We start from the raw sequence: 25,924 nt of genomic DNA on the forward strand, positions 1-25,924 counted from the left end.
TTTGCGGGCGCTGACATTCACGACTTCACGATGGGTCTCAACCAAGTTGAGCAAGGCAATGCTGATGCGGTGACGCTCTGGCGGATGGCGGGGTCGAATCTCGAAGACGCAGCAAACACCTTGCCGTCCGCGTTCAGCCACGATTCGGTTATCCAGCCGATTTGTATGGTGGCGGAGTTATCGATGAAGGCCGCATTGGTATGGGATGGTGTCGATCCTGAATCCTTCCGAAAAAGCAAGGATGGTCACAATCTGGCTCTGCTCGCCCAGCGTATGGGTATGGCGCGACCGCACCGCGACGATGCGCGAGTTCAAGCCGTGGTGGCAAATCTGCCGCCCTATGTTGCCAGCCGCTATAAACCAGCAGGGTTAAGGCGGCTTCAAGTGGTCAGGTCCACTACTCGATCATGTAGCCCAGCGCGCGATAGCCCGCGCGTCGCTTCGTGGCCATCCGGGCCAGAACGGGAACAGCTTTATCGACGTAGTCGACGACCAACACGTCTCTCTTTCCATCATGCTGTCGATGCAGACGACCGACATACTGCGCCAGGGTTCCCTTCCAGGCGATCGGCATCGTTAGGAACAACGTATCAAGCCGGGCGTCATCGAAGCCTTCACCGATGTAGCGGCCTGTCGCGAGTATCAGGCGCTCGTCATCGTCAGCAACATTCAATGTCGTATTGGCTAGCTTGCGATCCCTCGCGGACATGCCGCCGCGCAGAACCACAAGATTCTTCACGAACGACGAGAACCTGTGCTGAAGATAATCGAGATGGTCCTTTCGCTCCGTCAGGACGATGGGAGAACGCTTGGCTTCCAGCGATTTCAGCACATCATCAAAGATCAGGTCATTTCGGCTACTGTCCTGCGCCAGGGCCGCATAGATCGCGGGCATTGATGGGCGCTCAACGGAGGCCAGGGACGATGGCAATTCAAATTTCGTCGAACGGTCGCGGGCACGATGACGAATCCCACGCTCGGTCGCTTGGACCCTCGCATCCACCCGATGGCGAACGGGGCCGCATTGCATGAAGATAATGGGATGATGTCCGTCCTTTCGGGCGACAGTCGCAGATAAACCAACGACGTATCGCGCCTTTGATCGCCGAGCGACAAGCTCGAAGCTTGTTGCGGACAGGTGATGGCATTCGTCGACAATGAGATGGCCGTAATCGGCGACGATATCGGCAACCTCTCCATTGCGCACCAGGCTTTGGATCAGCGCCACATCGATGACGCCAGTCGGCTTCCTTTTTCCGCCCCCGATAATACCGATCTGTTTCGGGTCAATGTTCAAAAAGGAACCGAGTCGCTCCACCCATTGAGTGAGCAGTTCTCGGCGATGAACGAGAATCAGCGCATTGCGGGCGCGGTGCGCGATGAGGGCTGCTGCGACAACCGTCTTGCCAAAGGCCGTCGTGGCGGCGAGCACCCCGTTGTCGTGGGCGACGAGAACATCGAAAGCCGCCAACTGCGGCCGTCGCAATTCGCCCTGCAAGGATACGTTCGCGGGAAGTGCCGTACCGATTTCGCGCATATCTTCCAGATCGGCCGCGGCGCCATGGCTTTTGATGAGATCGATTGCTTCCTCGAGGCAGCCCCGCGGTAGAGCGACATGCTGCGCAAACAGCTCGGCGCATGAGACGACCCGAGGCTTGCCGAATGTCGGCAACCGCATGGCCTGGGCGCGATAGAACTCCGGGTTCTGGAATGCCGCCAGGCGAATAAATTGCGCAATCAGGGCTGGCGGCAGCTCTGTCCTGTCGATGTAAACCTGATCGGCGACCACGCCCCTGATGCTGTGCGGTATCGTGGCCTCAATACGCCGCGGCGCACGGCGGCGAGACGGCGACATCTTCCACGGTTCGTCGGCATGTTCGTCGTCCACCGGCATGCGGACGCCCAAAACCCGACCCGATAGCTCCGCCTCTTCCGCGATCCTGAAGACCATGTCAGCTGACAATCTGGGCAGGGACGACAGATACGCCCATTGGTCGTCGTAAGGCCGCAGATCGTTGTCGACAAAAACGCTGTTGCCGATCTCACGAGCTTTCCTTTGCAACGGCAATGCAATCAGGTTGCCAAAGCCCCCAAGGGGCATCGTGTCCTGATTGGGAAAGAAGCGATCATAGGAGGTGAAGCCGATTTCGGGCCGTTTTTCCATCGTCTCCGTGATCAAGGCCGCCCCCATCTGCCTGGCGATCCTTGCTGGAACAGGCTCGGAGAAGAATACCCAGACATGGCCGCCATTTCCCGATCTCGACCGCTCCAGGGCCGCGGCAATTCCTTTCACATGACAGGTGCCGAGCAATGCTCTGGCGTCATCCGCCCAGCTTTCCTTGTCGAAGTCGGCGGCAAGGAACCAGCATGTCTCATCCTGCGGCAATGGATAAACCCCGGCGACAAAGTCACCGGTGCGAGCATCGCCGCCGCGCAGATGCTTTTCGATAATGTCCTCGGAAGGCGGAATAAACGCCTGATGCGGACATTCCCCGCATTTTACCTTCGGCTTGCCGCAGATCCCCTTTGCCCACTCATTCGAGCACGCCGGCGAATAACCGGAGCGTCCCGTCTTTTTGTTATCCCAGCGCACCGGAAAAACATCGGGACGCCCGCCGAACAAGCGTCGGAACAACTCGACTTTCTCGATTGATGGCGAGTTATTGGTAACGGGGGTGTCGAAAAAAGCAGGTGTTTCAGCCTCGCTGCCGGATGTCAGCTTTTGCTCAAGCGCTTCCAACTTGCGCTCAAGCTCCATCCGCTCGGCATCCAGATCAGCCAACCGCTGTCGGATGCGCGCAATCTCTTCCCAAGCATCATTCTTATCCACCGGCTTGCAGTCCGCGCCTACGTTCATCCCGCGAGCCAACATAGACCAAAGGCGATCTCAGCTTAAGGCGGACAATGCATCACTACGGCCCGAGACGTCTGGGATTATGCGGAGCGGAGCACGCCGAGATCGGCGAAAACCAGCCCATCACAGGGCGGCACTTCGCATAATCCCGCTCTCCGCATAATCTGCCTTGATCGGGATAGGGGGACGTCTCGCAACGCCACCACCGGGTCGCGGGAGGCCGTCGCCCGCCTCCCGCTCCCACAGAACGTAGCATGCGGATTTACCGCACTACGCTCTTCGGCAGTTGGTTCACAGCACTGCAAGAGCCTGCAACTCCGCATATGGAAGGCGCAGCTTTGGTTTCAGTAACGGCGTCCTTGCTTTGATCTGGTGGTACTTCTCCCAGGTCAAGCGTCGCCCGGCCCAGCTGCGGCTGCGCAACATCCGATGCCAGTAACGCTCCCCGGCACGATACACCTTCACGAGACACCGGAGATTCCCGGCGACACCGTAATAGGCATAGTGGCCGCGTAGGAAGGCGTTGATTTCGCCGACCTGGTCACTGATCGCATGATGTCGTATTCGCCGCAGGAGCTCCTGCAGGGACGTAAGGCTGCGCCGCAAGCGAGATTTCTCGGTGCGCATCCCAACCTTGAAGTTACCTTTCAGGTTTTGCGTGCAATGCAGCGTCAGCCCCAGGAAGTAGATTGTTTCCGGGCGCTTTCTGCCGCGTTTACCCGCGTGTCGCTGCGCGAACCGACCGAACTCAACCAACTTGGTTTTGGTCGGCTCAAGAGTGAGACCGAACTTTTCCAACCGAAGGCGCAACGCGTCCTGAACGCGGATGGCGTCCGATCGATATTGGAAACAGATCACAAAGTCGTCGATGTAGCGCACCAGCCGGGCTTCGCCCCGCAACCGGCATCTCACCACGCATTCGAACCAGAGGTCGAGCACATGATGCAGATAAAGGTTGCTCAAAAGTACGCTGATCGATCCCCCTTGCGGTGTTCCTTGCTCGCTCGGATGGACCTTTCCATCTTCCAAAACGCCCGCTTTCAGCCAGCGCCGGATCAAACTGATCAGGCGCGGATCACCGACTCGATGCGCGACAAATCGGAGCACCCAATCATGATAGACTACTCGACAGACTACCCACCACCGCGCTCATCATCTCGACGACTATCCCGATCAGGTAACCATCGTTCGGTCGCGCCATCCCTTTTGAGGGATCTGCGCTTGATGTGCTTGGCTGGTGTCATCGACGCGGCGAACTTCATCTGACGCTTGTACTGCCCGATGGTACCCGTGCCCTTGTACCGGCCGCGTGGACAGATCTGCCTATCGCACAACATTTACCGCGTGCAAGCCCGCAATGCGCTCGAGCGGCATTCCTGGCTTCCCACGCCGAGCTGCTGCACGCCCGCACGATCGTCGACGCTTTGCTGCGGCAATTGGATGCCGCGCATACTGTCCTGCCACCGGAATCGGAGGACAGCCATGCAGCAGCTAAGCTTTCTCGACCCACCACCTCAGCGCGGGGCCGTACCCGTATGGGAGGCCCTCGATAAAGAGCAGCACGCACATCTCGTGCTGCGACTCGCCCGACTAATCGCCCGAGCAATCGCCACTGCCGGAGATCACAACGATGAACGAACTGAGCAAGATCACCGCTGAGCACCTCCGCCGATGCGCAATCGTCTATGTGCGTCAGTCCAGTACGACGCAGGTCGAGCATAATCGCGAGTCCACTGCCCGTCAGTACGAGTTAGCCGAACGGGCCGTGCGGCTTGGTTGGCGACGCGATCAGGTGAAGGTCATCGATGAGGACCTCGGTATTTCCGGTTCCGGCCTTTCCGAGCGCACCGGCTTCGCGCGTATGACCGCGGAGGTCGGCCTCGGCCAGGTGGGCATCGTGCTTGGCTTGGAAGTCTCGCGACTAGCGCGCAACAATGCTGATTGGTACCGTCTGCTCGATCTATGCGGCCTGACCCACACGCTCATCGGTGATGGAGATGGGATTTACGACCGCACAGCATGATGCCCCTATTCGGGAGCCATCTGATCAGTTGGAGCAGATTACCGTAACCGACCCAACCCATCCACTATACGGACGGCGCTTTGATTTAGCATCGGCCGGAAGCTCGCTCCGACCCGGCGGCTGCGTTCTCGTTCATTATCGCGACGGCATTTTGCTGAGAATTCGCGCTGCAGCAACCAACCTCTATGGCGAGCGGTTGCCTGTCCCGTCAAGCAAGCTTTCGCTCGAAAGCATTCGAGACTTGCTCCGGCTTTCAAGAGACGTGGTGCTGACGAGCTTGGCGAATCAGCCGACAAATGATCCTTTAGGGCACGGCTCCGAATCAAAATTGGCAAGCTCGCGTGGTTCGCTGGGAGGAGCGTCCGGATTGCGGACCGAGCCGCGATGCGCCGAGAAATGCCCCTGTCAGCCGACTGCGGTAGATGGTCACTTGTCGAAAATCTTCGTGGACCGCGGGCGACCAGATGGCTGCGCTTGAGCTGACACAAAAGATGAATCAGGCGGCTGTGTATCAAGGTTGGTTGAAGGCGCTCGTTCAACGAACTTCAGGAGAAATGCCAGGCGACATCATCGAAACTAAAAAGCTGCGTCGAGTCAATCACATGACGGTTGTTTGGGAGTGCAGCTGGGAAATGCATTCGTAAACGATGCCGGGAAAGTCGTTCTCCCGTCAGTGCAGGCCTTCTTAAAGCTAGCTGTGTCGACGTTGATAGCTTTCTCAAACTTCGCGCCCGACAAGTTCGTACAATCAAAATTTGCGCCTCCCACGTCAACCTCTGCGAAATCAGCGTCGATAAGCGTCGATTTGTAGAACTGAGCTTTCCCCTCGCCGGCACAGTCATCGGTTCCCCCCAATTTTGCGTGCCTCAGGGATGCTCGCGAGAGATTTGCGCTGCGAAACTCGGCGCCCTGCAAACAAGCCCCGTCAAGAATGGCACCGCCCATGTTCAAATCTTGAAAGCCGGCATTGCGTAGTGTGCAGTGAGAAAAGTTGACGACGTGTTCGCCGCGGGTGTTGTCGTATGCGCCCTCTTGATTCTCTTTCACTTTATCCCACTCTGCTCCATAGGCCTCCCAATCTGCCATGTACGAACTTTCGAGCGTTCGTTAAAGCCTTTGCTATCGCCTCACGGCCATATCGCCGGCTACCGTTCTTGACATCAAACTCGACAAGAACTTGTTCGACGAACCGAGGTTACACATTCCGATGACTGCCATATCCTTCTTAGTGATGAAGAGCTTGTTCTCCTTTGCCGTTTTAGCCAGCACGGGCAATTGGTGACCGAAACTGCGGGGAGCTTAGTTGTGCGACGGAATGCGTGAGTCGCAGAAACGACTTCAGAAACAGCTGCGTCTACTTCTACTGGGACGATGACGCCGGCCGGCGTAGGGCCTTGATGGCACGAACATGACCCGGGACGCGGCCAGAGAGGCCGCCAGAGCCTTCGTCCGGAAGGTCGCCGCTGTGCCATAACGAAAAAAAAGCACGGGCGCAGCCCGAAGGGCTGTGACCGGGCTCAGTTGCCTCTCCCAATCTTCTAGTCGCCCGATTCATTCAGATTGCAGGGTAGAGATGCTTGAGTTTGATACGGGCATTGGGGGTTGAGAATTGCCAATTGGCCTTGGTGTGGTTGGCATTGCGGTCGTGCTCCCATGCGGCGATTTCCTCGACGAGGGTTTGTTTATCGGCAATCCGACGGTCGAGGCACTGGGACGTGAGGACGCCGAGTTCGGACTCGGCCAGATCAAGCCAACTACCGTGCTTTGGAGTGTAGTGCCATTCGAAGCGCTCGACCAGTCGCCTGGCCTCGGCGGCTGGAAACGCTTCGTAGAGTGACCCCTTGCCGTGGATATTGAGATTGTCCTGGACCAGTACGACGGTCTTGGCGTTGGCGAAGTAGCGATCGGCCAATTCTTTCAAGACGTGAGCGTAGTCCACGGCGGTATGGCGATCGGTGACCTTGACGTGGCGCCAGCCTTCGAGCGGTGCAAACATCATGAAGATGTTGGCGGTGCCGTTGCGCTCGTACTCGTAATCGCAGCGGGCCGGGCGTCCCCGCTTCATCGGGATCGGCAGGCGCGTCTCGGCAAGGAACTGCTTGGAGGTCTCGTCCAGGCACACCAGCGGGTAATCGGGATCGCGTGGCCGCGTGTAGACCGCCAGCACATCTTCCATGGCGGCTACGAACGCGCCATTGGCCTTCGGCGGGATGACCCAGCACTGCTGGCGATGGGGCTGGAGAATGTTTTTTTTAGTGCCCGCCCAATCGTCGAGTCGCTGGCGCGATCGACAATTTGCAGTTCCACGACCTTTTTCTCCAACAGCCGCAAGGTCCAGCGCGCGCGTCCCTTGGGAGGTTTGGAACAAGCCAGCGCAATCAGTTTGGCTTTTTTCTCGCCGTCAAAAATCCGTGCAACCGCCGGTGTCGCCCGTTGCTTGCGGCTCAACACAGCCTCGAAGCCTTCTTCCACCAGTTGCTTCCGGACCCGGTAAACCATCGATGCGCTGGTCTCCAGCGCCTTGATAATCCGGTTGTCACTCCAGCCTTCGCCGGCTTCCGACACATCGGCCTTCAACAATATCCGCGCCTTCAGCAGCCGCTGCGCTGCGCTCTTGCCTTTGCGTATCAGCGCTTCGAGTTGCTCACGTTCCTCACCGCTCAGCCGCACAACATACTTCTTTACCGAAATCTCCTTCGCAGCCATGATTGCCTCCGCCGCATCCGATGCGACCAAAGCGAATCACAAAATTCATGTCCTTGCAAATTGATTGAAGCGAGCGACTAGATTTTCCTCTTAAACTCCCAGCCGAGGGAGCGTGTCCTCGCCTCCCAGCGATCAGTGAATTGTCGTTCGATCTCCTGCCCGACGCATCGCGGCGCGTGATTCCGTCTCTGTGGTGTAGGAGGAGCCGACCGCCTCGAAGCCCTCGGTGTCCTGCGCGACCGAGGACTTGCTTGTATCTCCGGAGTAGTTAGGGGTATCAATAAGCCGACTGCCTCAGCGGGATGCTAGGTCATGACCAAAAGCATATTTCTGCTGGCTGACGGCACCGGCAACGCTGCGGCTAGTCCCTTCAAAACCAACGTATGGCGACTCTATCAAGCGATCGACCAAACGGGGGCAAATCAAATCGCGTTCTACAATGACGGCGTTGGGACGGAGACATTCAAGCCTCTTCGCGCTCTGGGTGGCGCCTTCGGTATTGGTCTCGCACGCGACGTCAAAGACCTCTACCAGTTCCTTTGTCGCAACTATAATGCGGCCGCTCGCGACCGTATCTTTCTTTTTGGTTTCAGCCGCGGCGCATTTACAGCACGGATTCTGGAGGGTCTCATCCTTCGCTGCGGAATCGTGAAGGCGCCGAACGATTCCCTGCTCACCGAGTACGTCGAGCACGCCTATTCGGAATACAAGCGCGACGCGGCAAGGCGCGCCACCGCGACACGTTGGAATATTTTTGGATTATGGTTGCGCTTTCTTGATTGGATCCAGCGAAGGTGGCTCGGGCGGCAGATCCCGGTCGCCGGTCGTCACCTGCAGTTTCCAAACATCGGGATTCAGATATATCCCGATATCGACTTCATCGGTGTGTGGGACACAGTTGACGCCTACGGCATGCCGATCGACGGACTCAAGATCGCGATCGACAAGTGGTTCTGTCCGATGACGCTTGCCGACCGCAACCTTCCCGATGATGTCCAGTGTGCCTGTCATGCGCTGTCGCTTGATGATGAAAGGCCCACATTCCGCCCTGTGCTTTGGACAGAGCCCGCCCTGTGGCCCGAACGGCTAACGCAGGTCTGGTTCGCCGGTGTTCACGTTAATGTCGGAGGTGGCTACCCGGATGACGGTCTCGCTTACGTTGCGCTGCAATGGATCATGCGGGAGGCCCAGCTTGTCGGAGCGCGATTCCTGCCGGACCATGTGACGGGAGTAGATACGCGCGTGGACGCCCACGGTCACCAATACGATTCGCGCGCAGGGCTCGCCGGCTATTATCGCTATCGTCCGCGCAATGTTGATGATTTATGCAATGATCCGAAGCACGGTGTAAGCGTTCCGATGCCACTCGTTCATCGTGCTGCTTACGAGCGGATCACGGTTCGCCAAGCTGCCTGCGCGCCGACCTCGTTTCCAACGACATATTGTCTCGCCGACTATTTGCCCGGTGCTCTTGCATTGCAGGTGATCGCACCGACGGAGATGGGTATTCCAAACCGAGATAGCGATATGGACCTTGCCAGGAACGTGATATGGCGGCGGAGGGTTGCCTACTTTGCGACGGTGTTCTCTTCGGCAATTCTGGCGCTCTTGCCGATATTCGACTGGATCAGAGGTTGTTCCTTCTGGCAAGGTGCTGGCGCTTCAATATCTTGGCTGCTCTCGATACTTTCACGTTCTTGGGAGCCTGTCAGGACAGCGGATCAATGGCTAGCGACGCTCAGAAGTGCTTTGAGGTGGGCGGTCGAACAACAATTCCTCCCCCGCTGGACCGTACATTGGCTGACGTCTTTTGCCAACCATCCGACGCTGTTCTTGTTGTCGGCGGCACTACTGCTCTGGCTGTTCTTACAAGAGTCGCAGCGGCTTCAGACAGAAATCTTTCGCCGTGCCGAGAATGCGTGGCGACACTCTCCCCCGTGAGGGCCTGACATGGAACGCAGACGAATGCCAGAAAACCCGCGGCCGGTATTCGACCCTCCGCTGAGCGCGAATGCTTTGGACAGGATAATTAGCTTCGTCCGGCAAAACACGATTATAGTGTTTCTATATACGTGGCTAACAGATACGCTGGTACCACTCGTCCTCGCGGTGGTCATCGTTGTGCCAGTCGGGGCCGTAGTGCTGGTGTTTTTCCTTCCGAAATGTTATCGGAACTGGCGGCGTCGGCTCCGGTACGGCGTAACAGTAATCGGAGCGTACTACTGGGTGACTCCCCACGACGAGTAGAGAAACCTGACAAGCGGCGGATGTCCAAACCCGGCCCTTCTCTGACCTCGTGCAATTTCCGCTTCTGCGCAGCAAGAACACTCTAAAGATTGACTCTCCTGAGACTTGCAGGGTCAGGGACTCCAGCATGCGACGCGCCGGAATCGTCAGCCAGCAAGAATCTCAGGGGTTGCCGCGGCAGCATCTCTCCGTAAACGCCGTGATTTGGTGGGGCAGCGCCTCGATTTGGGACGCGCTGATGGCGAGGTAGGGGTCGAACAGGTGGGCGAGCCGGATCCGATAAGCTTCTGACGCCAGGCGCAAGAGCCCGCCATCTGCATCGAACGCATATGCCCGCCCGGCACTTACGATCTCAAAGCTCGCCCCGATAAACTAGTCGCTCGGCGACCTTTCCATCAATTCGAAAAGGTTGGTGGCTCCCGCTCGGCCCGTAACCGACCGGGCCTGCGCCCGCTCACCCGCCCCACTCCTCCAACGCGTACAAAACAGCTTGATGTAGAACCCGGTGACAAAAGGCCGGACGGTCACCCACGCCAGCCGCCAGCCCCCGTCAGACGTCAAGAACGACCGTGCTCTCGTGAATAGATCGGGCTAGGCACCAGCACTTTGAGCTGGTCACTTTCGAATTGTCGGAGTTCGATCGCCAGCACTTCCACTCGCTCCATCTGCTCGTTCAAGAATTCGACGACGCGCCTAAGCTCGAGGGGAATGATGTCGGCAACAAACAGCAGTCGAATTCGCTTTGCTTGAAGATTGGTCTTCACTCGCTGCCAGAACTCCTCGACATCACCTTCAGGTCCGATGAGCTCATTCAATGGCGCCTTGTCCGTTAGCCCGGCTTCCTTGCAGGTCTTCTCCAATGCTGATCGCAGCGTCTCGGCCGACCAGTATGTGACGCAGCTGGCTGCATAGTCCAACATCTGACCAACGACTTCACGCCTGATGCGGCTATCGCTCCGTCGCTTTAGCTCCACTAAGGTAGGAATGCCCTCTTGGTCGAGAGCGATCGACCATAGCGAAGCGCCGAGCTCTCCAGTGGCAATAGAAAGCTCTCTGGCGACCAGCATCCATCGGCGCGGGTTCTGCGGGTCGACCTGATCTCCAACGAGAAGCTGCGGAAACTTGGATAGCAGCCGCTGAAAATCATCTTCCTTCGCAAAAGACGCGGGCTGCATTGGGACAAGCGTGTCTTCGCCCCGTAAAAGAAATACGCCTGATTGATCCGACGCGCGAAGTGGAATGATCTCGCAGCCCCGTTCCTTCAGGAAACTATTTGCTTCGTTGTCGCCGCCAAAGCTTGACACTGGCGTGCCAGTCGCCATCGAAATGATTTGCTTAACCGGGTAGCGGCTTCCATCGCGCTCGATGGCGTACCGATGTGCTTGGTTGCTCTCCCAATCTGCCCACTGCGGACTGGCCCGGAGCTCTTTGTCAAAGCGATCCAATGTCTTGGCGATCTCTTCTGCTGAAACAGACGGTATCGACATTTGCCCCTATGCTGCAAGTTGCGGTGCGTTGACATGCTTGACCGGATCAAGGGATCGGGGATCAAGGGAGAAGATAGGCTGGGCGAGTTGTTGGCCTGTTCTGTAGCGTGCTAGACGGTCTGGGACACTTCCTAGAAGATTGGAGCGCTGAACAAGCCGCTCGAGACTCGTTCGACGCGATCCCCGGACGTACCGATGCTTCTTGTTGGTGCATCGCTCTGCGCGCATTCACGAACGGGTCAAGCGGCGCCGAGTTCTTCGGCTCCCACCGCGAGACAACGATTTCGTGACGGGAATCGCCGATGCCAAGCGCGGCAACGACGACGCAATAGTCTCGGCAAGTAGAGCTAAACGACGCATGGTCCCTCCTAGACGGTTGCGCCCAACGCGTCGCGTCCACGATTGTGCTTCGCGAAACAGCGGTGGCGTGGTGTGGCTCAATGCGCGCACGACGCTTGCGGTCCGAGCGTCCAGCAATTTCCGTTCTTCGCGGCCCGCTTGCGCAAACGCTTCGCGGCCAACGTGTGCGCATCTCCCTTGGGGAGCGCCACAATTGCACCTCAACCCATTTTTCGGTGAGAGCGACAGACAATGGCGGTCCAGATAGTCGATTGGTGGAAAGAATTCCTTTCTCACATACATCGTCTGGGGGGCGAGTTTGTGGACCGAGAACACATTGAGCAGCCACGCGGCGACTTCACGTTCAATCATCGTCATCCGCCACGGTATCGACAGCGCAAGCCAATGTCATTGTGCCAACGGCTTCCGCGCTGCCTCGAACGCTTCCTGATCCTTCGGTTCCGCTAGGTCGAACCAAGACTCTGGGGCATAGGTCGCGATCCGCTTGGCCAGGAACGATTGTGGCTCCCAATCGTGCCCCTCGCGCTTCTCGAAAATGATGACATCGCGGGTAGAATAACGAGCCCCCTGGCCATCGCAGTCGACCGAGAGCTGAACGCGCCACAAGCCATCCTTGACTGTTTGTTGCTCGTCCACCGTCGGCAAGTAGTGCACCTTAACACCATCGCCAATACGGCAACGACTGCGCCGTAGAAGATCACCCAGCTTGCCTTGCGCTGTCGTCACGAAGTTAAAGTTAGCGGGATCATGTAGAAAGCGACGGCTCCCCCCTGTTTCGTTGCTGGTGACCTCGTCAGCAAGAAGTGAGAGTGCGAACGCCCGCCAGCCTAGTTCCATGGGTTTTGCAGACGGCGTCACAAGTGTCACTGTGCCATCGCGTCCCACCTCCCAGGTGACCGTATGGTCGTCCGTTGTTTTATCAAACTTGTGTGCGGCCCAGGAAAGCACGACCGGCTCGCCTGTGTCGGTCTTTCGGCCAAGCTCCCATCCCCTGGGAACGAAGTGTGCGACCTTTGCAACCTTGGCGAAGATTTGCTCCGCCGTCTCACCATCTCGCGCTCGCCAGGTTGATCTAACCTGGTTGATCAGGGCGTTGTCTTCTGCACGCACGTCCTCGCTTTGGCCGGCCAGCCCACCCGGCAAAATCCGTAGGCCAAGACTGAAACTGAGTCCAAGACCGAGACAGAGACAGAACCAAAACCGAAGCACGCGCCTATCGGTCATTTCTCTACCCACGCTGCCAGTCCTCATATCCGCTTCGGATTAGTATCCCGATGAGATCCGCGAGGCGCCTACCAGAGTTGGTTGGTCACGATGCCAGCCGCCTGAACACTCCCGGTCCGGGCTGGCCTGGAAATGAAGTTTCAGGAAGCGCTACGGCGTGCGGGTTCTGGTCCCGGCCGCCGAAATCGAGCGCTATCTGGCAACGCTGGCCGATACCGCGGGCGAATACAAACTGCGCCCGGCGTGACCCGCGCGGTGGCTGGTACCCGTCCGAGCCGTGCATCATAAATTCGCCTCATCCGCTCTGCCCACAACAGCGACCGAAGCGCGGACATCAATCCGTATCGGCGTCGACACCGAGACATCGGCATGTCAAAAAGCTGACAGATCCGACGCAAACATGATGCGAACTGTGGATCTGATCTTGGCACGAAGGGTGCAAGACTTGGTAATGCCCGGGGCTGCTTCTCCCCGCAGCTGGTCAGCATCGCGCTCAGCTATCGTTGACTATGGAAGTTAGCGGCGTGTGACGCACACGTGCGGCAGTCATGTGACCGCTAGTTTTCTCGGCAGCGCGGGCGGACAGCGACAGCGTCCTCTCGCCGCGGATCTCCTCCCGTCATGAAATTCGCTCCACTCCAAACGCTTTGGAAACGCAGACGTTCGGCGGGTTCCATTCTCGGAACGCGCGCGTTTTCGGCCATATTCACCCTAAGTTGCAGATGATCACGATTGAGGGTATTGTCTGCTTGTTTTTTGGAACCACAGATTTTCATTAATTCGGATTATGAAATGATTGCTCAAAAGACCGACAAAGTCGTCGTGGGCGCCCGTTTCCAGCTGAGCAAGCTTGGTGCTCTTCGGTGCCCCGATCTCGCTATGAAGACCGGTACGGTCGTCGAAGTCAGTCTTCGTACCACCGGCATCACCGTACGGTTTGATGGCGGGGCAAGACCAACTTGCCTCCACAGGGACTACATAGCCCTCCTAAGGTAGCGGAGGCGCGGGACCGAAGCCCCGCCGAAGGCGCGAACCTGCCACTCTCCCAGGAGACCTCGCTTCGTGGAAAGATCAGGTATCCGAGCCACCTGACCTCGATACGAATTCAAGTACTGCAGTTGCTCCGGACCTCTTCGACCCTCTCAAAAAACTGAAGGTGTATTATGACGCAACATCCAAATAGTCGCGTAAATCTGCTTTCGGCAGCGCCTTCCACTGACACCCGTCCACAACACGTAGAAGATCGCGTTAAAGAACCTCGCGGACATCGACATTCCGCGGCCGGCCGCCCCGCTTGGCCGGCGAAATCCTCGGTGCGATGATCGCCCATTCCGCCTCGGTAAAATCACTCGGATAACGAAGCCCGTGCCGTTCAGCCGCGCACCGGTGTTCAGGCTTCCACATTAGACGCTCCATCCCGAATCAAGCGCCATCACAGAATCACAACCGATTCACCTGACTCAACTTCTTCTTGGAGCGATGGCCGACTGGGCCACTTCGTGATGCCGCGACGATCATGTGCAGTGACTCCGGTTTATCATTCCCCCTCATTTTTGGCAGGTGGACTTTTCTGTTTCAATCGCCTTCGTTGTACATTCACAGGACTAGGGACCGCAGACGGAGCGGGGAATGCTATCCGCCCAAGAGCAGACGCAATGTGCTCACTCGATGCTTACCGTTCATGACCCGAGGCGGTCGCGTGGTTGCGCGGCCTGAGCGCGGTAAGGGGTACCAGTTATTAATACTGCGTGAACGGTGAAGGCTCACTTAGAAATGGCGCAACGAAAACGCATCATGAACCTACGCAATGCTCTGTGTGCCATATGCCTTGTTGGCCTGATCGGCAGCGGCTCGGCGCAGGCCGGAACCAACGATATCCTGATCGGACTTGACAGCAAGATCACCTATGGTCCTGAAGGCCAAACGAAGGGCGCTCCGGGTAACGACGCCGTGCTGGTCATTGATGTTTCCGCCCCCGCCAAACCCAAGATTCGCGCCAGCGTGCCGGTGGCGAACTCCCTGCTGGGGCCGTCCACCAATTTGCAGATTACACCGGACGGCAAGTTGGGCCTAGTCGCCAATTCCGTGGTTCACATTCAGGAGGGCAACGCTTGGAAAACGGTCCCCGACGACAAACTGTACGTGATTGACCTCACTGCGGCCCCGCCGAAGGTGATCGATGCGGTTACCGTCGGACGGCAGCCGTCGGGCCTGTCGATTTCGAAGAAGGGCGATCTCGCGTTGATTGCCAACCGAGAGGGCAAAAGTGTCTCTGTTGTCTCGATCCAGGGTACGACGGTCAAAGCCGTCCGCGAAGTGCCGCTGGAGCAGCAGGCCGCGGCCGTAGTCATCGCGCCTGACGGCAAGCGCGCCTTCGTCTGCCTCAATCTTGCGAACAAAATCGGCGTGTTGGCAATCGATGGACAAGACGTGGCCTACGACAATTCGATGGACATTCCTTCAGCATTCAATCCCTACAACATCGACATCACGCCGGACGGAAAATACGTCATTGCCTCAAACACCGGCGCACTGAAGAACAACGCTGATGCGGCGGTGATTATCGAAGCAACCGGCCCACATCCCCACGTGGTCGACTTGATGAGCCCCGGTGTCGGACCGGAAGGTTTCGCGATAGCGCCCGATGGGAAGACTGCAGCTACCCCGCTGCTGCTTGGCAGTTCGACTAAGAGGGGCGAACTCGTTCTGATGTCGATCGGCACTGGCGGTAGCCTGACGGTAACAGCGCGTGCGCCGCTTGGCCGCCTGCCGGAGGGCGTCGCTTACAGTCCAAACAGCGACTACCTCTATGTGGCCAACTATGTCGACAGGGACCTGCAGGTATTTGACCTCGCTGGCGGCAAGCTGACCGAGACGGGGTCCAGGTTGAAGCTGCCGGAACAACCGGCGTCCATGCGAGCACCAGCTCGGTAGAGCCGTGCACAACCCGTTCTGCCGGCGTGCTTTTATGTGCGCGGCCTTGGTCTACCTGCGAGTTCGGCGCTCCGCGCCGTTATCGGGGCGCATCAGACGCGTTTGGCGGCTTCCTACTCCCAATTGAGGCTCGCTGCTAGTGTTTCAAGACGTGACCATCGGAAAAGCTTTCGCGCATAGTCAGAAAACGATCCAAACGGCCGAACCGGGGCCGTCGCCGGACGCGTACCTATTTCGAGCCGCCCCCGCACGCTCGCCCGCAAACCAGGTTCAGTCGACCGCACAGCGATAACGGTTGTACGCATCCGAGCAATGCCGCCTTGTGAAAAGTTCGGCTGTGTAGCTGACTGTCCTTATGGACGTGCATAAGGACAGTGCGGTGCTGAGCCGCATAGAGGTGGTCGAGACCGGTCGGCGGCGACACTGGACGCGTGCGGAGAAGCTCAGGATCGTAGAGGAGAGCTTGGCGGGACCACGACTGGTTTCGGCGACCGCTCGCCGGTACAGGATCTCACGTCAGCTTCTGCTGAATTGGCGCAAGGCTTTGGCCTCCCCTCATCGGGCTGGCGAGGGTTCGATCGGCTCGACATTCGTCCCTGCGATAGTTGTGCCGGGCACGCCGTACGCATACGACGAAGACCGCCTGATTGACGCATGCGCGCGGGGACGGCGAACTCTATGATGGTGTTGCGTGGAGGTCAGGCGGCCTGGTAATCGGCGGGCTCGCCGGCTTGACGCAGGAGCTTCCATTCCCAGGGCAACAGTTCGTGCAGACGCGATGCCGGAAGATCGGCGATACGGGCGAGGACGTCGGCGAGCCAGGCCTTGGGATCGACGTCGTTGAGGCGACAGGTCGTGATCATCGTCAGCATGATGGCGGCACGGTCGGCGCCACGCTGACTGCCGGCGAAGGTCCAGTTGCGCCTTCCCAATGCGATGCCTCTCAATGCGCGCTCAGCACAATTGTTGGTCAAGCAGATCCTGCCATCGTCGAGGAAGCGGGCGAAGTCGTCCCAGCTGCGTATTCCGATGAAGCCGGCCACTGATTCCGACGCGAAGCCGGCCAGGCGTTCCGATTTCATTCCGGACGGATTTCGGTCTGCGCCTGGATCGCCTTGAGGTTTGGAACGGGAGTGAGCGAAGGTCAAGCGGTCGCTGCCGCCTCGGGTTGCATTGGGCGCTGCTTTCGCATGCTGTCGCCGCTGAGTTCGATGCGGTAGGCATTGTGGACGAGGCGGTCGAGAATGGCGTCGGCGATGGTTGGGTTGCCGATGATGTCGTACCAGTGATCGACGGGGATTTGACTGGTGACGAGGGTCGAGCGGCAGGCGTATCGATCTTCGATGATCTCGAGGAGATCGCGGCGCTGCTCATCGCTGAGCTTCTCCGGCCCCCAATCGTCGAGGATGAGCAGGTCCGGCTTTGCCAGCGCCTTGAGCAGGCGGCCGTAGCGTCCGTCGCCTCTGGCGAGACCCAGCGTGGCAAAGAGGCGTGGCACGCGGTGATAGGCGACGGAGAAATCCTCGCGGCAGGCCTGGTGGCCGAGTGCGCAGGCGAGCCAGCTCTTGCCAACGCCGGCCGGCCCGATCAGCAGAAGATTGTGATGCTGGCGGATGAAGTCGCAGCCCGCGAGCTTGAGGAAGAGGTTACGGTCGAGACCGCGCGCGGCGCGGAAATCGACATTCTCGACCTGGGCGTCATGGCGCAGCCTGGCGGCGCGGGCGCGGGCCTCGAAACGCTTCTGACGGCGTGTTGTCACCTCGCTTTCGATGAGGAGGGCGAGCCATTCGCCGTGTTCGAGACTGCGGGCTTCCGGCTGGATCTGCAGGTTCTGGAAGGCGGCAGCCATGCCGTGCAGGCCGAGATCGCGCAGCAGGTCGATGGTAGGGTTGTTCAGCATTGTCGATTGTCTCCTCAATGGAAATATCCGGGGCCACGCAGGTTGGCGTGCTCCATGACGGCGGCGGCCTCGCCCGTCTGGTGCGAGGCTTTGAAAGTGGCGATGAGCGAGGCGATGCTTTTGCAGGTCAGCCCGCCGATGGCGACGGCGCGAGCCGAGACAGCCTCGGCATGTCTGCGGTCGATGTCGCGGAACAGGCGCAGGACGCCCAGGCACGTTCTGAAGCCCTGTTCGGGATGCGGGCGGCTGGCCAGGATGGCGATGATCAGGTTCTCGGCGTGCGGGCCTATCGTGGCGGCCCAGCGGCGAAAGCGATCGGGCGTCCACTCGGCGTAGCGGCGGTGGGAGGACGGCATATGGTCGGGATCGGTTCCAAAGCGGGAGCCGCCGTAGCGACGCTGATGAGCTGCGATGCGCTGGCCGCGATAGAATATCTCGATGGTGCGGGCCGTCGCGCGCAGATCGACCTGCTGGCGGATGAGCCGGTGCGGCACGGAATAGAAGAAGTGCTCGAACTCGACATGGTAATCCGTCGAGACCCGGGCAAGCCGCCATTCGGCGAACTCGTAGTCCTCTGCCGGCAGAGGCGCGAGCGCAGCGCGCTCGATTGTCTGGAAAAGATGGCGGCGGCTGAGGCCGAGTCGTCGCATGATGTGATCGTTGATGCGGTCGAGCGCTTCGGTGATTGCCGTATTGGCTTCGGCGAGCGAAAAGAAGGTCTGCTTGCGCAGCCGGCCGAGAATGCAGCTCTGGGCAAAGCGCACCGCGTTCTCGACCTTTGCCTTGGCAAAAGTTGTCGACTGCAGGTCATGCGGGTACGACCCAGCAAAAGGTGCGGATCACGCATCCCTTCCATCCGCTTTGCGGTCGCACGTTCGAGCTGATCTGTCGGCGCCGTCATTGAAGACCGGGTGGTCTATGAGGGCCAGAACGGTCGACTTTGCACGATCGCGAGCGCCTGGACCGATATCGATCCACCCGATGAGTTCCGGCTGATCGCTGCGGGTAGAGCAGCCTTTTGCGTGGTTGACCTGTTGGCGCTTTGTGACGCGCTGGACCGGCTCGCGGAGAGCATGGGCGCCAGCGATGCGTAAATATAAATACGCCGCACATGTAAAGATAATAACGCCATGCCGTGGACACGGTGCGGCGTACTTCTACGTTAACATCCACACAATATCTTCATATTGCGTCGACGCCTCCATTGACACTCAATATGTAGAGGCATATTTATATTTACGTAAGGTTGATGCTGAGCATGGCCAGGGCGAAGAAGCAGGATCCGAAGAGCGAGGCGCTGGCGCAAGACGGCGTCCTCAATCCAAATCCGGAAGCCGTCCGCGACCCCTCGTTCGTCAGCAACCCATTCTTCGATGCGAAGGACCTGGTGCAGGTGCGCTACGAGATGGTGCGACGTCACCAGGTCGACGGCGTTGCGATCAGCGAGGCCGCCGAGACATTCGGCGTCACGCGGCCGACCTTCTACAAGGCGCAGAGCGCTCTGCAGACCGCCGGGCTCGCCGGGCTGTTGCCGAACCGGCGAGGCCCCAAAGGCGGCCACAAGGTCTCCGCCGAGGTCGTTGCATTCGTCGCCGCTCTCAAAGCTGCAAGACACGAACTGACGACGTCGCACTGCCTCGATGCGATCGAGGCGCGGTTCGGCATCAAGGTGCACCGACGCAGCCTGGAGCGGGCGCTGGCGCGCAAAAAAAAACGACTCAACCCAGCTTGATCGTCGCGCCTGCGGACGCAGCGGACAGCTACGAGAAGCTACGCGCCGCCGCATTGCGCGCCGAGTTCACGGCCTGCCCGGGTCTCACCATTCTTCGTCGACGGGGATTGGCAGCGTGGATCCGAGCACGCGGACAGGAGGCCGATACCGAGGCGGCCTGCCACGACCATCGGCTCGCGCACTCGGCCCCAAACAATCCGTCGCCCGCAACAAGCGACGTCACGCGCCTCATCGCCGGCATTCTCGTCGCCATCGCAATGGAGCCCTTCCATGCCTGAGCTTAAAGTCACTGCCGACCATCTCAAACGCGACGCTTACCTCTATGTCCGCCAATCGACCCTTCGCCAGGTCGCCGAGCACGGCGAGAGCACCGAGCGCCAATATGGGTTGCGGGATCGAGCAGTTGTGGCCGGCTGGCCGGTCGAGCGCGTTCACGTTATCGATCGCGATCTCGGCAAGTCCGGCTCAAGTACGACAGCACGCGACGGCTTCCAGCAACTGGTGAGCGAGGTGGCGCTCGGCAAGGCCGGTATTGTCATGGGGCTGGAGGTCTCGCGCCTTGCGCGCAACTCGGCCGACTGGCACCGGCTCATCGAGCTTTGCGCATTGACGGCGACGCTCATCCTTGACGAAGACGGTATCTACGATCGATCATGTTGATACCTTCATTTGTTTGCTCTCGGGTCGAAAACGAGGTGATCTCGAGCTCCTGTTTTAAGCTCTCGCAATGCGACAATGCTGGCTTCCGTATCAGGAAAGAGGAATCGCTTGTCCCAAGGATCGCGCTGGATATCAATGGTGCCGCTGCGGATACGTCGCTTGATCCAAGAACTCGAAACTCCCAAACGCTTTGCCATTGCGGTCACCGGCAGCCAGCCAGCAATGTGACGAGCACGCGTTGCGACGCCGTCCTGCAGTACGCGATGGCGCTGCCGCACGATCTGAACGGTTCGTACTGGAACATAATTTCGGCGCGGTGAGCGGTGCCCCTCCTGGGTCAAGGTGTTGGCGATTTCGGCATCATCGAAACCCTGGCGGGCCAGCTCAAGGATCCGTGCTTGCATCTCAGTCCCTCGAGTTAGAGCATGCAGGGCATGGACCCTCGGCTCGACTTCCAATTCGGATATCTCGCCACCACACCAGACGATCCGGACCGCGATTCGATCGCGCGTGATGCGGTGGAGAACAACCTTGTCAATCAGCGTTCGTAATAACTGCTTCTTATCTGCCCGGCTCACATCAGGCCGCCGCCAGAGCTCAGGCAAGTGTGGACCAAGCGCAAGAAACTCATTCTGCTCCTCTGGGGTCAACATGGCTGATTTGCTCTTCGTGGCTCGGCGGGTGGTCAGCGCCTCTTCAGCCTGCCGGAGTTCGCGTAACGCTTTTTCCCATCGTCGCTCCAGCTCAGCGGCGATGAGGCGATTGTCAGGATCGACCCGATTATACTGTCGTTCGGCCAGGAGCGCCTGATAGCGCAGTCGCTCAACCTGCTGCTCTTCGGCGCGATCAAGCGCTTCGTCAGTCTGCTGCCGCGCATTGAGCGCACGCCTCCAGGCCTCCACCTCAGCGGGAGCGATCGCTGCAAAGAATGCAGCCACCACCTGTGCGTCGATCGGATCGGCGGGAAGATGCTGGCATAGCGTCTTGCCTTGGTGGTTCAACAGGGCATTGCAGACGTAGCGAGACCCGCCCTTGTATTGTATCGACATCTTGTGGCCGCACCGGCCGCACCAGGTGATGCCCTGCAAGATAGCGGCCCCCTCTCGGGGCACGCCACGCGTTTGATTGCGTTGGTATTCGGCATGGTTGTCGCGCAACATGGCCTGGATCCGCTCAAAGCCATCCCAATCGATGTATGCAGGATAGCGGTCCTTTACTACTACCTTCCACTCTGCCATTGGGCAGCGGGCCGTCTTCAGTTTACCACTCGCATAGGTCGTGCGGCAGGACTTGGTACGGCCATAGACGAAAGCGCCAGCATAGGCCGGATTCCTCAAGATTCCGGAAATCATGCTGGCCGATGGTGTCCGCCACGCAATATCGCCGAACCGGTCCCGCCGCGGTATGAAGAGCGCACGATCTCGGAATGACCGGATTACCTTGCCTACGGAGCCTCCCTCCAGAAATGTCGTGAAAACCAGTGATATCCGCTGCTGCACCTCCCTGCTCGGATCCTTCGACGCCACGCCATTGGCGTCACGTTCCAAACCCGCCGGTAACAGTAACGTCAGCTCGCCGCGCTCGGCCTTGGCGCGCAGCCCCGCCGTCAGACGGCCGCGCAGTGTGTGCAACTCCACTTCGGAGATTGTGCCCTTTAAGCCGAGTAACAGGCGCCCATTGGTTGAGCCAGGATCGTAGACGCCGTCGCGATCCGCAATGAGGCATTGCCGGTAGCCGCACAGATCGAGTAGCGGGTACCAATCAGAGCAGTTGCGCGCGAGACGCGTCACCTCGTAGGAGAGAATGATTCCGATTTCACCCAACGTGACGCGGGCGATAACGTCCTTGAAGCCCTCGCGATGCGCGGCTGTCGATCCACTCAATCCAAGGTCGGCATCAACGACATCAATATTGGTATCATCCCAACCGAGATCGGTGGCTCGCTGTCGCAGTGCATACTGCAGTCGCAGGCTCTCCTGGTTGGTCATCACCTGATGAGGCGTGGACTGCCGAATGTAAATTACGGCTCTGCGACAAAGGTGGCCCCCCGTCACAAGATCCGACCTCATGGCTCTCCTCCCAGCGAACCACGCGAGCTTGCCAATTTTGATTCGGAGCCGTGCCCTAAAGAATCATTTGTCGGCTGATTCGCCAAGCTCGTCAGCACCACGTCTTTTGAAAGCCGGAGCAAGTCTCGAATGCTTTCGAGCGAAAGCTTGCTTGACGGGACAGACAGCCGCTCGCCATAGAGGTTGGTTGCTGCAGCTCGAACTCTCAGCAAAATGCCGTCGCGATAATGAACGAGAACGCAGCCGCCGGGTCGGAGCGAGCTTCCGGCCGATACCAAATCAAAGCACCGTCCGTATAGTGGATGGGTTGGGTCGGTTACGGTAATCTGCTCCAACTGATCAGATGGCTCCCGAATAGGGGCATCATGCGGTGTGGTCGTACGATCCAGCCAACTTCAACGATCGCCTCTTGCTCGGCCTCAAAGGTACAATGAGCGAGGCCGAGCTGCACATCCTCAAAGCACGCATGCGTGGTGGTCAGCTCAACAAGGCCCGTCGCGGCGAGCTCGAGATGTGTCCTCCGGTCGGGCTGGTTTACCGGAACGATCGGACGATCGGCCTTGATCCCGATCTCCAGGTGCAGAACGCAATCCGTCTTGTGTTCGATACCTTCGAACAGACCGGAAGTGCGATGCAGACAGTCCGATTCTTCCGGGAGCAAGGTTTGCTGTTCCCGCGCCGACTCCGGACAGGACCGAACAAGGGTGATCTCCTGTGGGCGGCGCCGCACCATGCGCGCGTTCTGCAGGTGCTCCACAATCCGCGCTACGCCGGCGCTTTTGCGTATGGCCGAACGCGCATACGGCACCGGCCCGACGGTGGCACCAGTGTCGTCAAGGTTGCCAGGGCCGATTGGCAGTTCGTCATGCCGGGGATGCACCAGGGCTACATCGACTGGGAGCGCTTCGAGGCCAACCAGCGGCGGCTCGCCGACAACGCTCGTGCCTTCGGTGGCGAGCGGCGGTCGGGACCGTCGCGCGAGGGACCGGCGCTCCTCCAAGGTCGCGTGGTCTGTGGCCTGTGTGGCGAACGCATGGGTGTGCGCTACAGCCAGGAGCACGGCAGCACCGTCCCAACCTATCTGTGCCAGGCGAACGCGGTACGCCGCGCGGGATGGACCTGCCAAACGGTTCCCGGGAAGATCATCGATGCAGGGATCGCAGATTTGATGATCGAGCTGATGACGCCGATGACGCTGGCCGTCACCCTTGAGGTGCAGCGCGAGCTTGAGGTGCGCGCCGCAGAGACCGACGCAGCGCGTCGCCAGCATGTCGAGCGGATGCGCTATGAAGCCGAGCTTGCGCGTCGACGCTACATGAAGGTCGATCCGGACAACCGACTCGTCGCCGATTCACTCGAGGCCGAATGGAACGACAAGCTGCGCCGTCATGCCGATGCCGCCGAAGACTACAAGCGCCGGAGCAAACAGCAGGCTGCGGCACTCAGTGCAGAAGCCCAGCGACGCATCCTTGACCTCGCCGAGCAGCTTCCGCGGATCTGGCAAGATCCGCGAGTTGACTCCCGCGAGCGCAAGCGCATCGTGCGTCTGCTCATCGACGACGTAACCTTAATCAAGTCGCAAACCATCACGGCCCATGTGCGCCTGTCTGGCGGCGCCACGCGTACCTTGGTGCTCGACCGGCCGCTGCCCATTGCCCAGATCCGCAAGTTCAAACCTGAACTCGTCGCCGAGGTTGATCGTCTTCTTGACCATCATTGCGATCGCGAAGTCGCCGAGATTCTCAATAATCACGGATGGCGTACATGGGAGGCAAAGGCGTTCAATCTGAAGAAGGTTGCCTTCATTCGCTGCGCCTACAAACTTGCGAGCCGATATGAGCGGCTGCGTCGGCGTGGTATGCTCACGACGCGCGAGATCGCCGCCAAGTTCTGCGTCTCCGAGACAGCCGTACACACGTGGGGTCGCCAGGGGCTCATCACAAAATGCTATACCGACAGCCTGAACCGCGGCCTGTGGGAGGTCCCGCCTGGCATGACGATCCGCAAGGGCTGCGGTGGACGCGGCGCCCGTCCGGCGCAGCTCACCGCCATCACCGCGCCATCAAGGGAATGAGGTGCAGTATGAAGCGCTCGCCTTGTCCTTCGGACGCCGCGGCCGCGCCGGCAGTACGCCGACGCCGTAATGGGCCGCCATCATGCCATAGCTGCGATTGATCTCCGGGTCGTAGAAGCTCGCCCGGTTGACACCCGACTTCAGATTGTCGGGGACGATCAGGCGCGGGACACCGCCGAAGAAGCGGAACATGCGCACATGTGCGCCTATCCAGTCGGACAGTGCCTGGGTCCAGCTTGCCTCTGCATAGGTGAAGCTAGAGGCGCCGAGAGTGCCGATGAACAGCTCGGCCTCGCGGATCTCGCCGGTGCGGCGATCGACGATTGCGATCTTCTTGCCTGAATAGTCGACAAAGACCTTGTCGCCGGCCACATGCTCCGTACGCATCCGAGCAATGCCGCCTTGTGAAAAGTTCGGCTGTGTAGCTGACTGTCCTTATGGACGTGCATAAGGACAGTGCGGTGCTGAGCCGCATAGAGGTGGTCGAGACCGGTCGGCGGCGACACTGGACGCGTGCGGAGAAGCTCAGGATCGTAGAGGAGAGCTTGGCGGGACCACGACTGGTTTCGGCGACCGCTCGCCGGTACAGGATCTCACGTCAGCTTCTGCTGAATTGGCGCAAGGCTTTGGCCTCCCCTCATCGGGCTGGCGAGGGTTCGATCGGCTCGACATTCGTCCCTGCGATAGTTGTGCCGGGCACGCCGCCAGCGACGGAAGCTGTCGAGGCGGGCCAGATCGAAATCGTGAGCCCGAAAGGGTTGCGCGTGGTCTTCGGTTCCGGCGCGGACGTCGAGGCCGTGGTTCGAATTGCTCGTGGACTGGAGCGCCAATGATCCCGACGGGCGTGCGAGTGTGGCTGGCGACGGGCTACACGGATATGCGCAGAGGATTTCCCTCCTTGGCGCTGCAGGTTCAGGAAGTGCTTGGCAAGGACCCGCTGGGCGGCCATTTATTCTGCTTCCGCGGTCGCAGAGGTGACCTGCTGAAGGTGATCTGGCACGACTCCCAGGGTGCCTGCCTATTTACGAAACGTTTGGAACGGGGGCGATTCATTTGGCCGTCGGCGGCGGATGGCGCGGTATCGATCTCGCCGGCGCAGTTGTCTTACTTGCTGTCTGGCATCGACTGGAGGCACCCACAAGAAACCCAACGTCCGACGCGGGTCGGATAGCCGCTTTTACGGTTTGAATCTGCTGCTTGATCTGATTCAATGGCTCCATGATATCGAAGCCGGACGATCTTCCATCGGACCTTGTGAGTGCCCTGGCGGCGCTGCAGGCCGAGCGTGAGGCGCGGCTGCGAGCCGAGGCGGTGGCTGCCAGTGCGCGGGCGGAGCTGTCGGACAACGAAGCGCTGATCGCGCATCTCGAGCTGCGGATCGAGAAGCTCAAACGCGAACTGTACGGGCAGCGCTCCGAGCGCACGGCACGGTTGCTCGAGCAGCTGGAGTTGGAGCTCGAAGAACTCGTCACCACGGCGAGCGAGGATGAGCTTGCCGCGCAGGCCGCAGCGGCGAAGACGCAGAACGTCCGCCCCTTCATGCGCAAGCGGCCGGTGCGTAAGCCATGGCCGGATGACATCGCGTACGCATACGACGAAGACCGCCTGATTGACGCATGCGCGCGGGGACGGCGAACTCTATGATGGTGTTGCG

At 59.5% G+C, this 25,924-nt stretch carries 16 protein-coding genes and 10 pseudogenes; 13 read left to right on the top strand and 13 right to left on the bottom strand.

Annotated features, from left to right (window positions below; all coding sequences use genetic code 11):
• Positions 1-397: 397 nt before the first annotated feature.
• Both NLN62_RS49960 and NLN62_RS49965 read right to left on the bottom strand, forming a co-directional pair.
• Positions 398-2,758 (bottom strand): DEAD/DEAH box helicase family protein, encoded by a 2,361-nt coding sequence (locus tag NLN62_RS49960; RefSeq protein WP_254114256.1) that lies wholly within the window; start codon positions 2,756-2,758, stop codon positions 398-400.
• 387 nt (positions 2,759-3,145) lie between these two features.
• Positions 3,146-3,964 (bottom strand): annotated as a pseudogene (locus NLN62_RS49965) (reverse transcriptase domain-containing protein); the annotation flags it as partial.
• Positions 3,965-4,484: 520 nt separating this feature from the next.
• Here NLN62_RS49965 and NLN62_RS49970 point away from each other — a divergent pair.
• Positions 4,485-4,865: pseudogene (locus NLN62_RS49970) on the top strand (recombinase family protein); the annotation flags it as partial.
• 606 nt (positions 4,866-5,471) lie between these two features.
• Here NLN62_RS49970 and NLN62_RS49975 read toward each other — a convergent pair.
• Entirely contained in the window at positions 5,472-5,963 is a 492-nt protein-coding gene (locus tag NLN62_RS49975; RefSeq protein ID WP_254114112.1) for a pentapeptide repeat-containing protein, read from the bottom strand.
• A 469-nt stretch (positions 5,964-6,432) separates the two neighbouring features.
• Positions 6,433-7,583, bottom strand: a protein-coding gene (locus tag NLN62_RS49980; protein WP_254114113.1) for an IS630 family transposase whose coding sequence is annotated in 2 segments (ribosomal slippage) — positions 6,433-7,121 and positions 7,121-7,583 — 1,152 coding nt in all. Because the reading frame shifts where the segments join, the coding sequence is not laid out codon by codon here.
• A gap of 312 nt (positions 7,584-7,895) precedes the next feature.
• Between NLN62_RS49980 and NLN62_RS49985 the strand changes: the two genes are divergently transcribed.
• Entirely contained in the window at positions 7,896-9,524 is a 1,629-nt protein-coding gene (locus NLN62_RS49985; protein WP_254114114.1) for a DUF2235 domain-containing protein, read from the top strand.
• A gap of 439 nt (positions 9,525-9,963) precedes the next feature.
• On the opposite strand, the pseudogene NLN62_RS49990 reads toward NLN62_RS49985, so the two are convergent.
• The 4 genes and pseudogenes from NLN62_RS49990 to NLN62_RS50005 all read right to left on the bottom strand — a co-directional run.
• Positions 9,964-10,230: pseudogene (locus NLN62_RS49990) on the bottom strand (hypothetical protein); the annotation flags it as partial.
• 157 nt (positions 10,231-10,387) lie between these two features.
• A complete protein-coding gene (locus NLN62_RS49995) occupies positions 10,388-11,317 on the bottom strand; it encodes a hypothetical protein (RefSeq protein ID WP_254114115.1) in 930 nt (309 codons plus the stop codon).
• A gap of 747 nt (positions 11,318-12,064) precedes the next feature.
• The gene (locus NLN62_RS50000) at positions 12,065-12,901 is read right to left on the bottom strand and encodes a nodulate formation efficiency C protein (RefSeq protein WP_254114116.1); all 837 of its coding nucleotides are present in this window, start codon (positions 12,899-12,901) and stop codon (positions 12,065-12,067) included.
• Between the two features lie 1,197 nt (positions 12,902-14,098).
• Positions 14,099-14,305, bottom strand: a pseudogene (locus NLN62_RS50005) (transposase); the annotation flags it as partial.
• 390 nt (positions 14,306-14,695) lie between these two features.
• Between NLN62_RS50005 and NLN62_RS50010 the strand changes: the two are divergent.
• Positions 14,696-15,835, top strand: coding sequence for a YncE family protein (locus NLN62_RS50010; protein ID WP_254114117.1), 1,140 nt, complete (start codon positions 14,696-14,698; stop codon positions 15,833-15,835).
• Positions 15,836-16,190: 355 nt separating this feature from the next.
• Positions 16,191-16,517, top strand: coding sequence for a transposase (locus NLN62_RS50015; protein WP_254114118.1), 327 nt, complete (start codon positions 16,191-16,193; stop codon positions 16,515-16,517).
• 16 nt (positions 16,518-16,533) lie between these two features.
• Here NLN62_RS50015 and NLN62_RS50020 read toward each other — a convergent pair.
• The 3 genes and pseudogenes from NLN62_RS50020 to NLN62_RS50030 all read right to left on the bottom strand — a co-directional run.
• Positions 16,534-16,851 (bottom strand): annotated as a pseudogene (locus NLN62_RS50020) (transposase domain-containing protein); the annotation flags it as partial.
• 128 nt (positions 16,852-16,979) lie between these two features.
• Entirely contained in the window at positions 16,980-17,735 is a 756-nt protein-coding gene (gene istB, locus NLN62_RS50025) for an IS21-like element helper ATPase IstB (protein ID WP_254114119.1), read from the bottom strand.
• Between the two features lie 14 nt (positions 17,736-17,749).
• Positions 17,750-18,520, bottom strand: a pseudogene (locus NLN62_RS50030) (IS21 family transposase); the annotation flags it as partial.
• A 126-nt stretch (positions 18,521-18,646) separates the two neighbouring features.
• On the opposite strand from NLN62_RS50030, the gene NLN62_RS53810 reads away from it, so the two are divergent.
• The 4 genes and pseudogenes from NLN62_RS53810 to NLN62_RS50045 form a co-directional block, all read left to right on the top strand.
• Positions 18,647-18,829 (top strand): DUF5372 family protein, encoded by a 183-nt coding sequence (locus NLN62_RS53810; protein ID WP_371933168.1) that lies wholly within the window; start codon positions 18,647-18,649, stop codon positions 18,827-18,829.
• Positions 18,830-18,993: 164 nt separating this feature from the next.
• Positions 18,994-19,467 (top strand): helix-turn-helix domain-containing protein, encoded by a 474-nt coding sequence (locus NLN62_RS50035; RefSeq protein WP_254114120.1) that lies wholly within the window; start codon positions 18,994-18,996, stop codon positions 19,465-19,467.
• Positions 19,464-19,745, top strand: a complete 282-nt coding sequence (locus tag NLN62_RS50040; protein ID WP_254114121.1) for a hypothetical protein — start codon at positions 19,464-19,466, stop codon at positions 19,743-19,745. Before NLN62_RS50035 ends, NLN62_RS50040 begins: the two co-directional genes overlap by 4 nt.
• A pseudogene (locus NLN62_RS50045) lies at positions 19,738-20,115 on the top strand (recombinase family protein); the annotation flags it as partial. The gene NLN62_RS50040 and the pseudogene NLN62_RS50045, both read left to right, overlap by 8 nt.
• 17 nt (positions 20,116-20,132) lie before the next feature.
• On the opposite strand, the gene NLN62_RS50050 reads toward NLN62_RS50045, so the two are convergent.
• Entirely contained in the window at positions 20,133-22,196 is a 2,064-nt protein-coding gene (locus tag NLN62_RS50050) for a recombinase family protein (protein ID WP_256576110.1), read from the bottom strand.
• A 631-nt stretch (positions 22,197-22,827) separates the two neighbouring features.
• Between NLN62_RS50050 and NLN62_RS50055 the strand changes: the two are divergent.
• Both NLN62_RS50055 and NLN62_RS50060 read left to right on the top strand, forming a co-directional pair.
• Positions 22,828-23,073, top strand: a pseudogene (locus tag NLN62_RS50055) (recombinase family protein); the annotation flags it as partial.
• A 156-nt stretch (positions 23,074-23,229) separates the two neighbouring features.
• A complete protein-coding gene (locus NLN62_RS50060) occupies positions 23,230-24,270 on the top strand; it encodes a hypothetical protein (RefSeq protein ID WP_254114257.1) in 1,041 nt (346 codons plus the stop codon).
• Between the two features lie 18 nt (positions 24,271-24,288).
• On the opposite strand, the pseudogene NLN62_RS50065 reads toward NLN62_RS50060, so the two are convergent.
• A pseudogene (locus NLN62_RS50065) lies at positions 24,289-24,657 on the bottom strand (IS21 family transposase); the annotation flags it as partial.
• Positions 24,658-24,707: 50 nt separating this feature from the next.
• On the opposite strand from NLN62_RS50065, the gene NLN62_RS50070 reads away from it, so the two are divergent.
• The 3 genes and pseudogenes from NLN62_RS50070 to NLN62_RS50080 form a co-directional block, all read left to right on the top strand.
• Complete coding sequence (locus tag NLN62_RS50070) at positions 24,708-25,103, top strand: transposase (RefSeq protein WP_254114123.1); 396 nt, start codon at positions 24,708-24,710, stop codon at positions 25,101-25,103.
• On the top strand, positions 25,100-25,441 hold the full coding sequence (gene tnpB, locus NLN62_RS50075) for an IS66 family insertion sequence element accessory protein TnpB (RefSeq protein ID WP_254114124.1): 342 nt from the start codon (positions 25,100-25,102) through the stop codon (positions 25,439-25,441). The genes NLN62_RS50070 and tnpB overlap by 4 nt, the downstream gene beginning before the upstream one ends.
• A gap of 47 nt (positions 25,442-25,488) precedes the next feature.
• Positions 25,489-25,851 (top strand): annotated as a pseudogene (locus NLN62_RS50080) (IS66 family transposase); the annotation flags it as partial.
• Between the last annotated feature and the right edge of the window lie 73 nt (positions 25,852-25,924).

It is taken from the genome of Bradyrhizobium sp. CCGUVB23, assembly GCF_024199885.1.
In the GTDB taxonomy this organism is placed as follows: Bacteria; Pseudomonadota; Alphaproteobacteria; order Rhizobiales; family Xanthobacteraceae; genus Bradyrhizobium.

Coding starts and splice junctions, on each gene's coding strand:
- NLN62_RS49975 (WP_254114112.1), bottom strand. CDS start 5,963: ATGGCAGATTGGGAGGCCTATGGAGCAGAGTGGGATAAAGTGAAAGAG.
- NLN62_RS50060 (WP_254114257.1), top strand. CDS start 23,230: ATGGGTGTGCGCTACAGCCAGGAGCACGGCAGCACCGTCCCAACCTAT.
- NLN62_RS50015 (WP_254114118.1), top strand. CDS start 16,191: ATGGACGTGCATAAGGACAGTGCGGTGCTGAGCCGCATAGAGGTGGTC.
- NLN62_RS50010 (WP_254114117.1), top strand. CDS start 14,696: ATGAACCTACGCAATGCTCTGTGTGCCATATGCCTTGTTGGCCTGATC.
- NLN62_RS50050 (WP_256576110.1), bottom strand. CDS start 22,196: ATGAGGTCGGATCTTGTGACGGGGGGCCACCTTTGTCGCAGAGCCGTA.
- tnpB (WP_254114124.1), top strand. CDS start 25,100: ATGATCCCGACGGGCGTGCGAGTGTGGCTGGCGACGGGCTACACGGAT.
- NLN62_RS49985 (WP_254114114.1), top strand. CDS start 7,896: ATGACCAAAAGCATATTTCTGCTGGCTGACGGCACCGGCAACGCTGCG.
- NLN62_RS50035 (WP_254114120.1), top strand. CDS start 18,994: ATGGCCAGGGCGAAGAAGCAGGATCCGAAGAGCGAGGCGCTGGCGCAA.
- NLN62_RS50070 (WP_254114123.1), top strand. CDS start 24,708: ATGGACGTGCATAAGGACAGTGCGGTGCTGAGCCGCATAGAGGTGGTC.
- istB (WP_254114119.1), bottom strand. CDS start 17,735: ATGCTGAACAACCCTACCATCGACCTGCTGCGCGATCTCGGCCTGCAC.
- NLN62_RS49995 (WP_254114115.1), bottom strand. CDS start 11,317: ATGTCGATACCGTCTGTTTCAGCAGAAGAGATCGCCAAGACATTGGAT.
- NLN62_RS50000 (WP_254114116.1), bottom strand. CDS start 12,901: ATGACCGATAGGCGCGTGCTTCGGTTTTGGTTCTGTCTCTGTCTCGGT.
- NLN62_RS49960 (WP_254114256.1), bottom strand. CDS start 2,758: ATGGAGCTTGAGCGCAAGTTGGAAGCGCTTGAGCAAAAGCTGACATCC.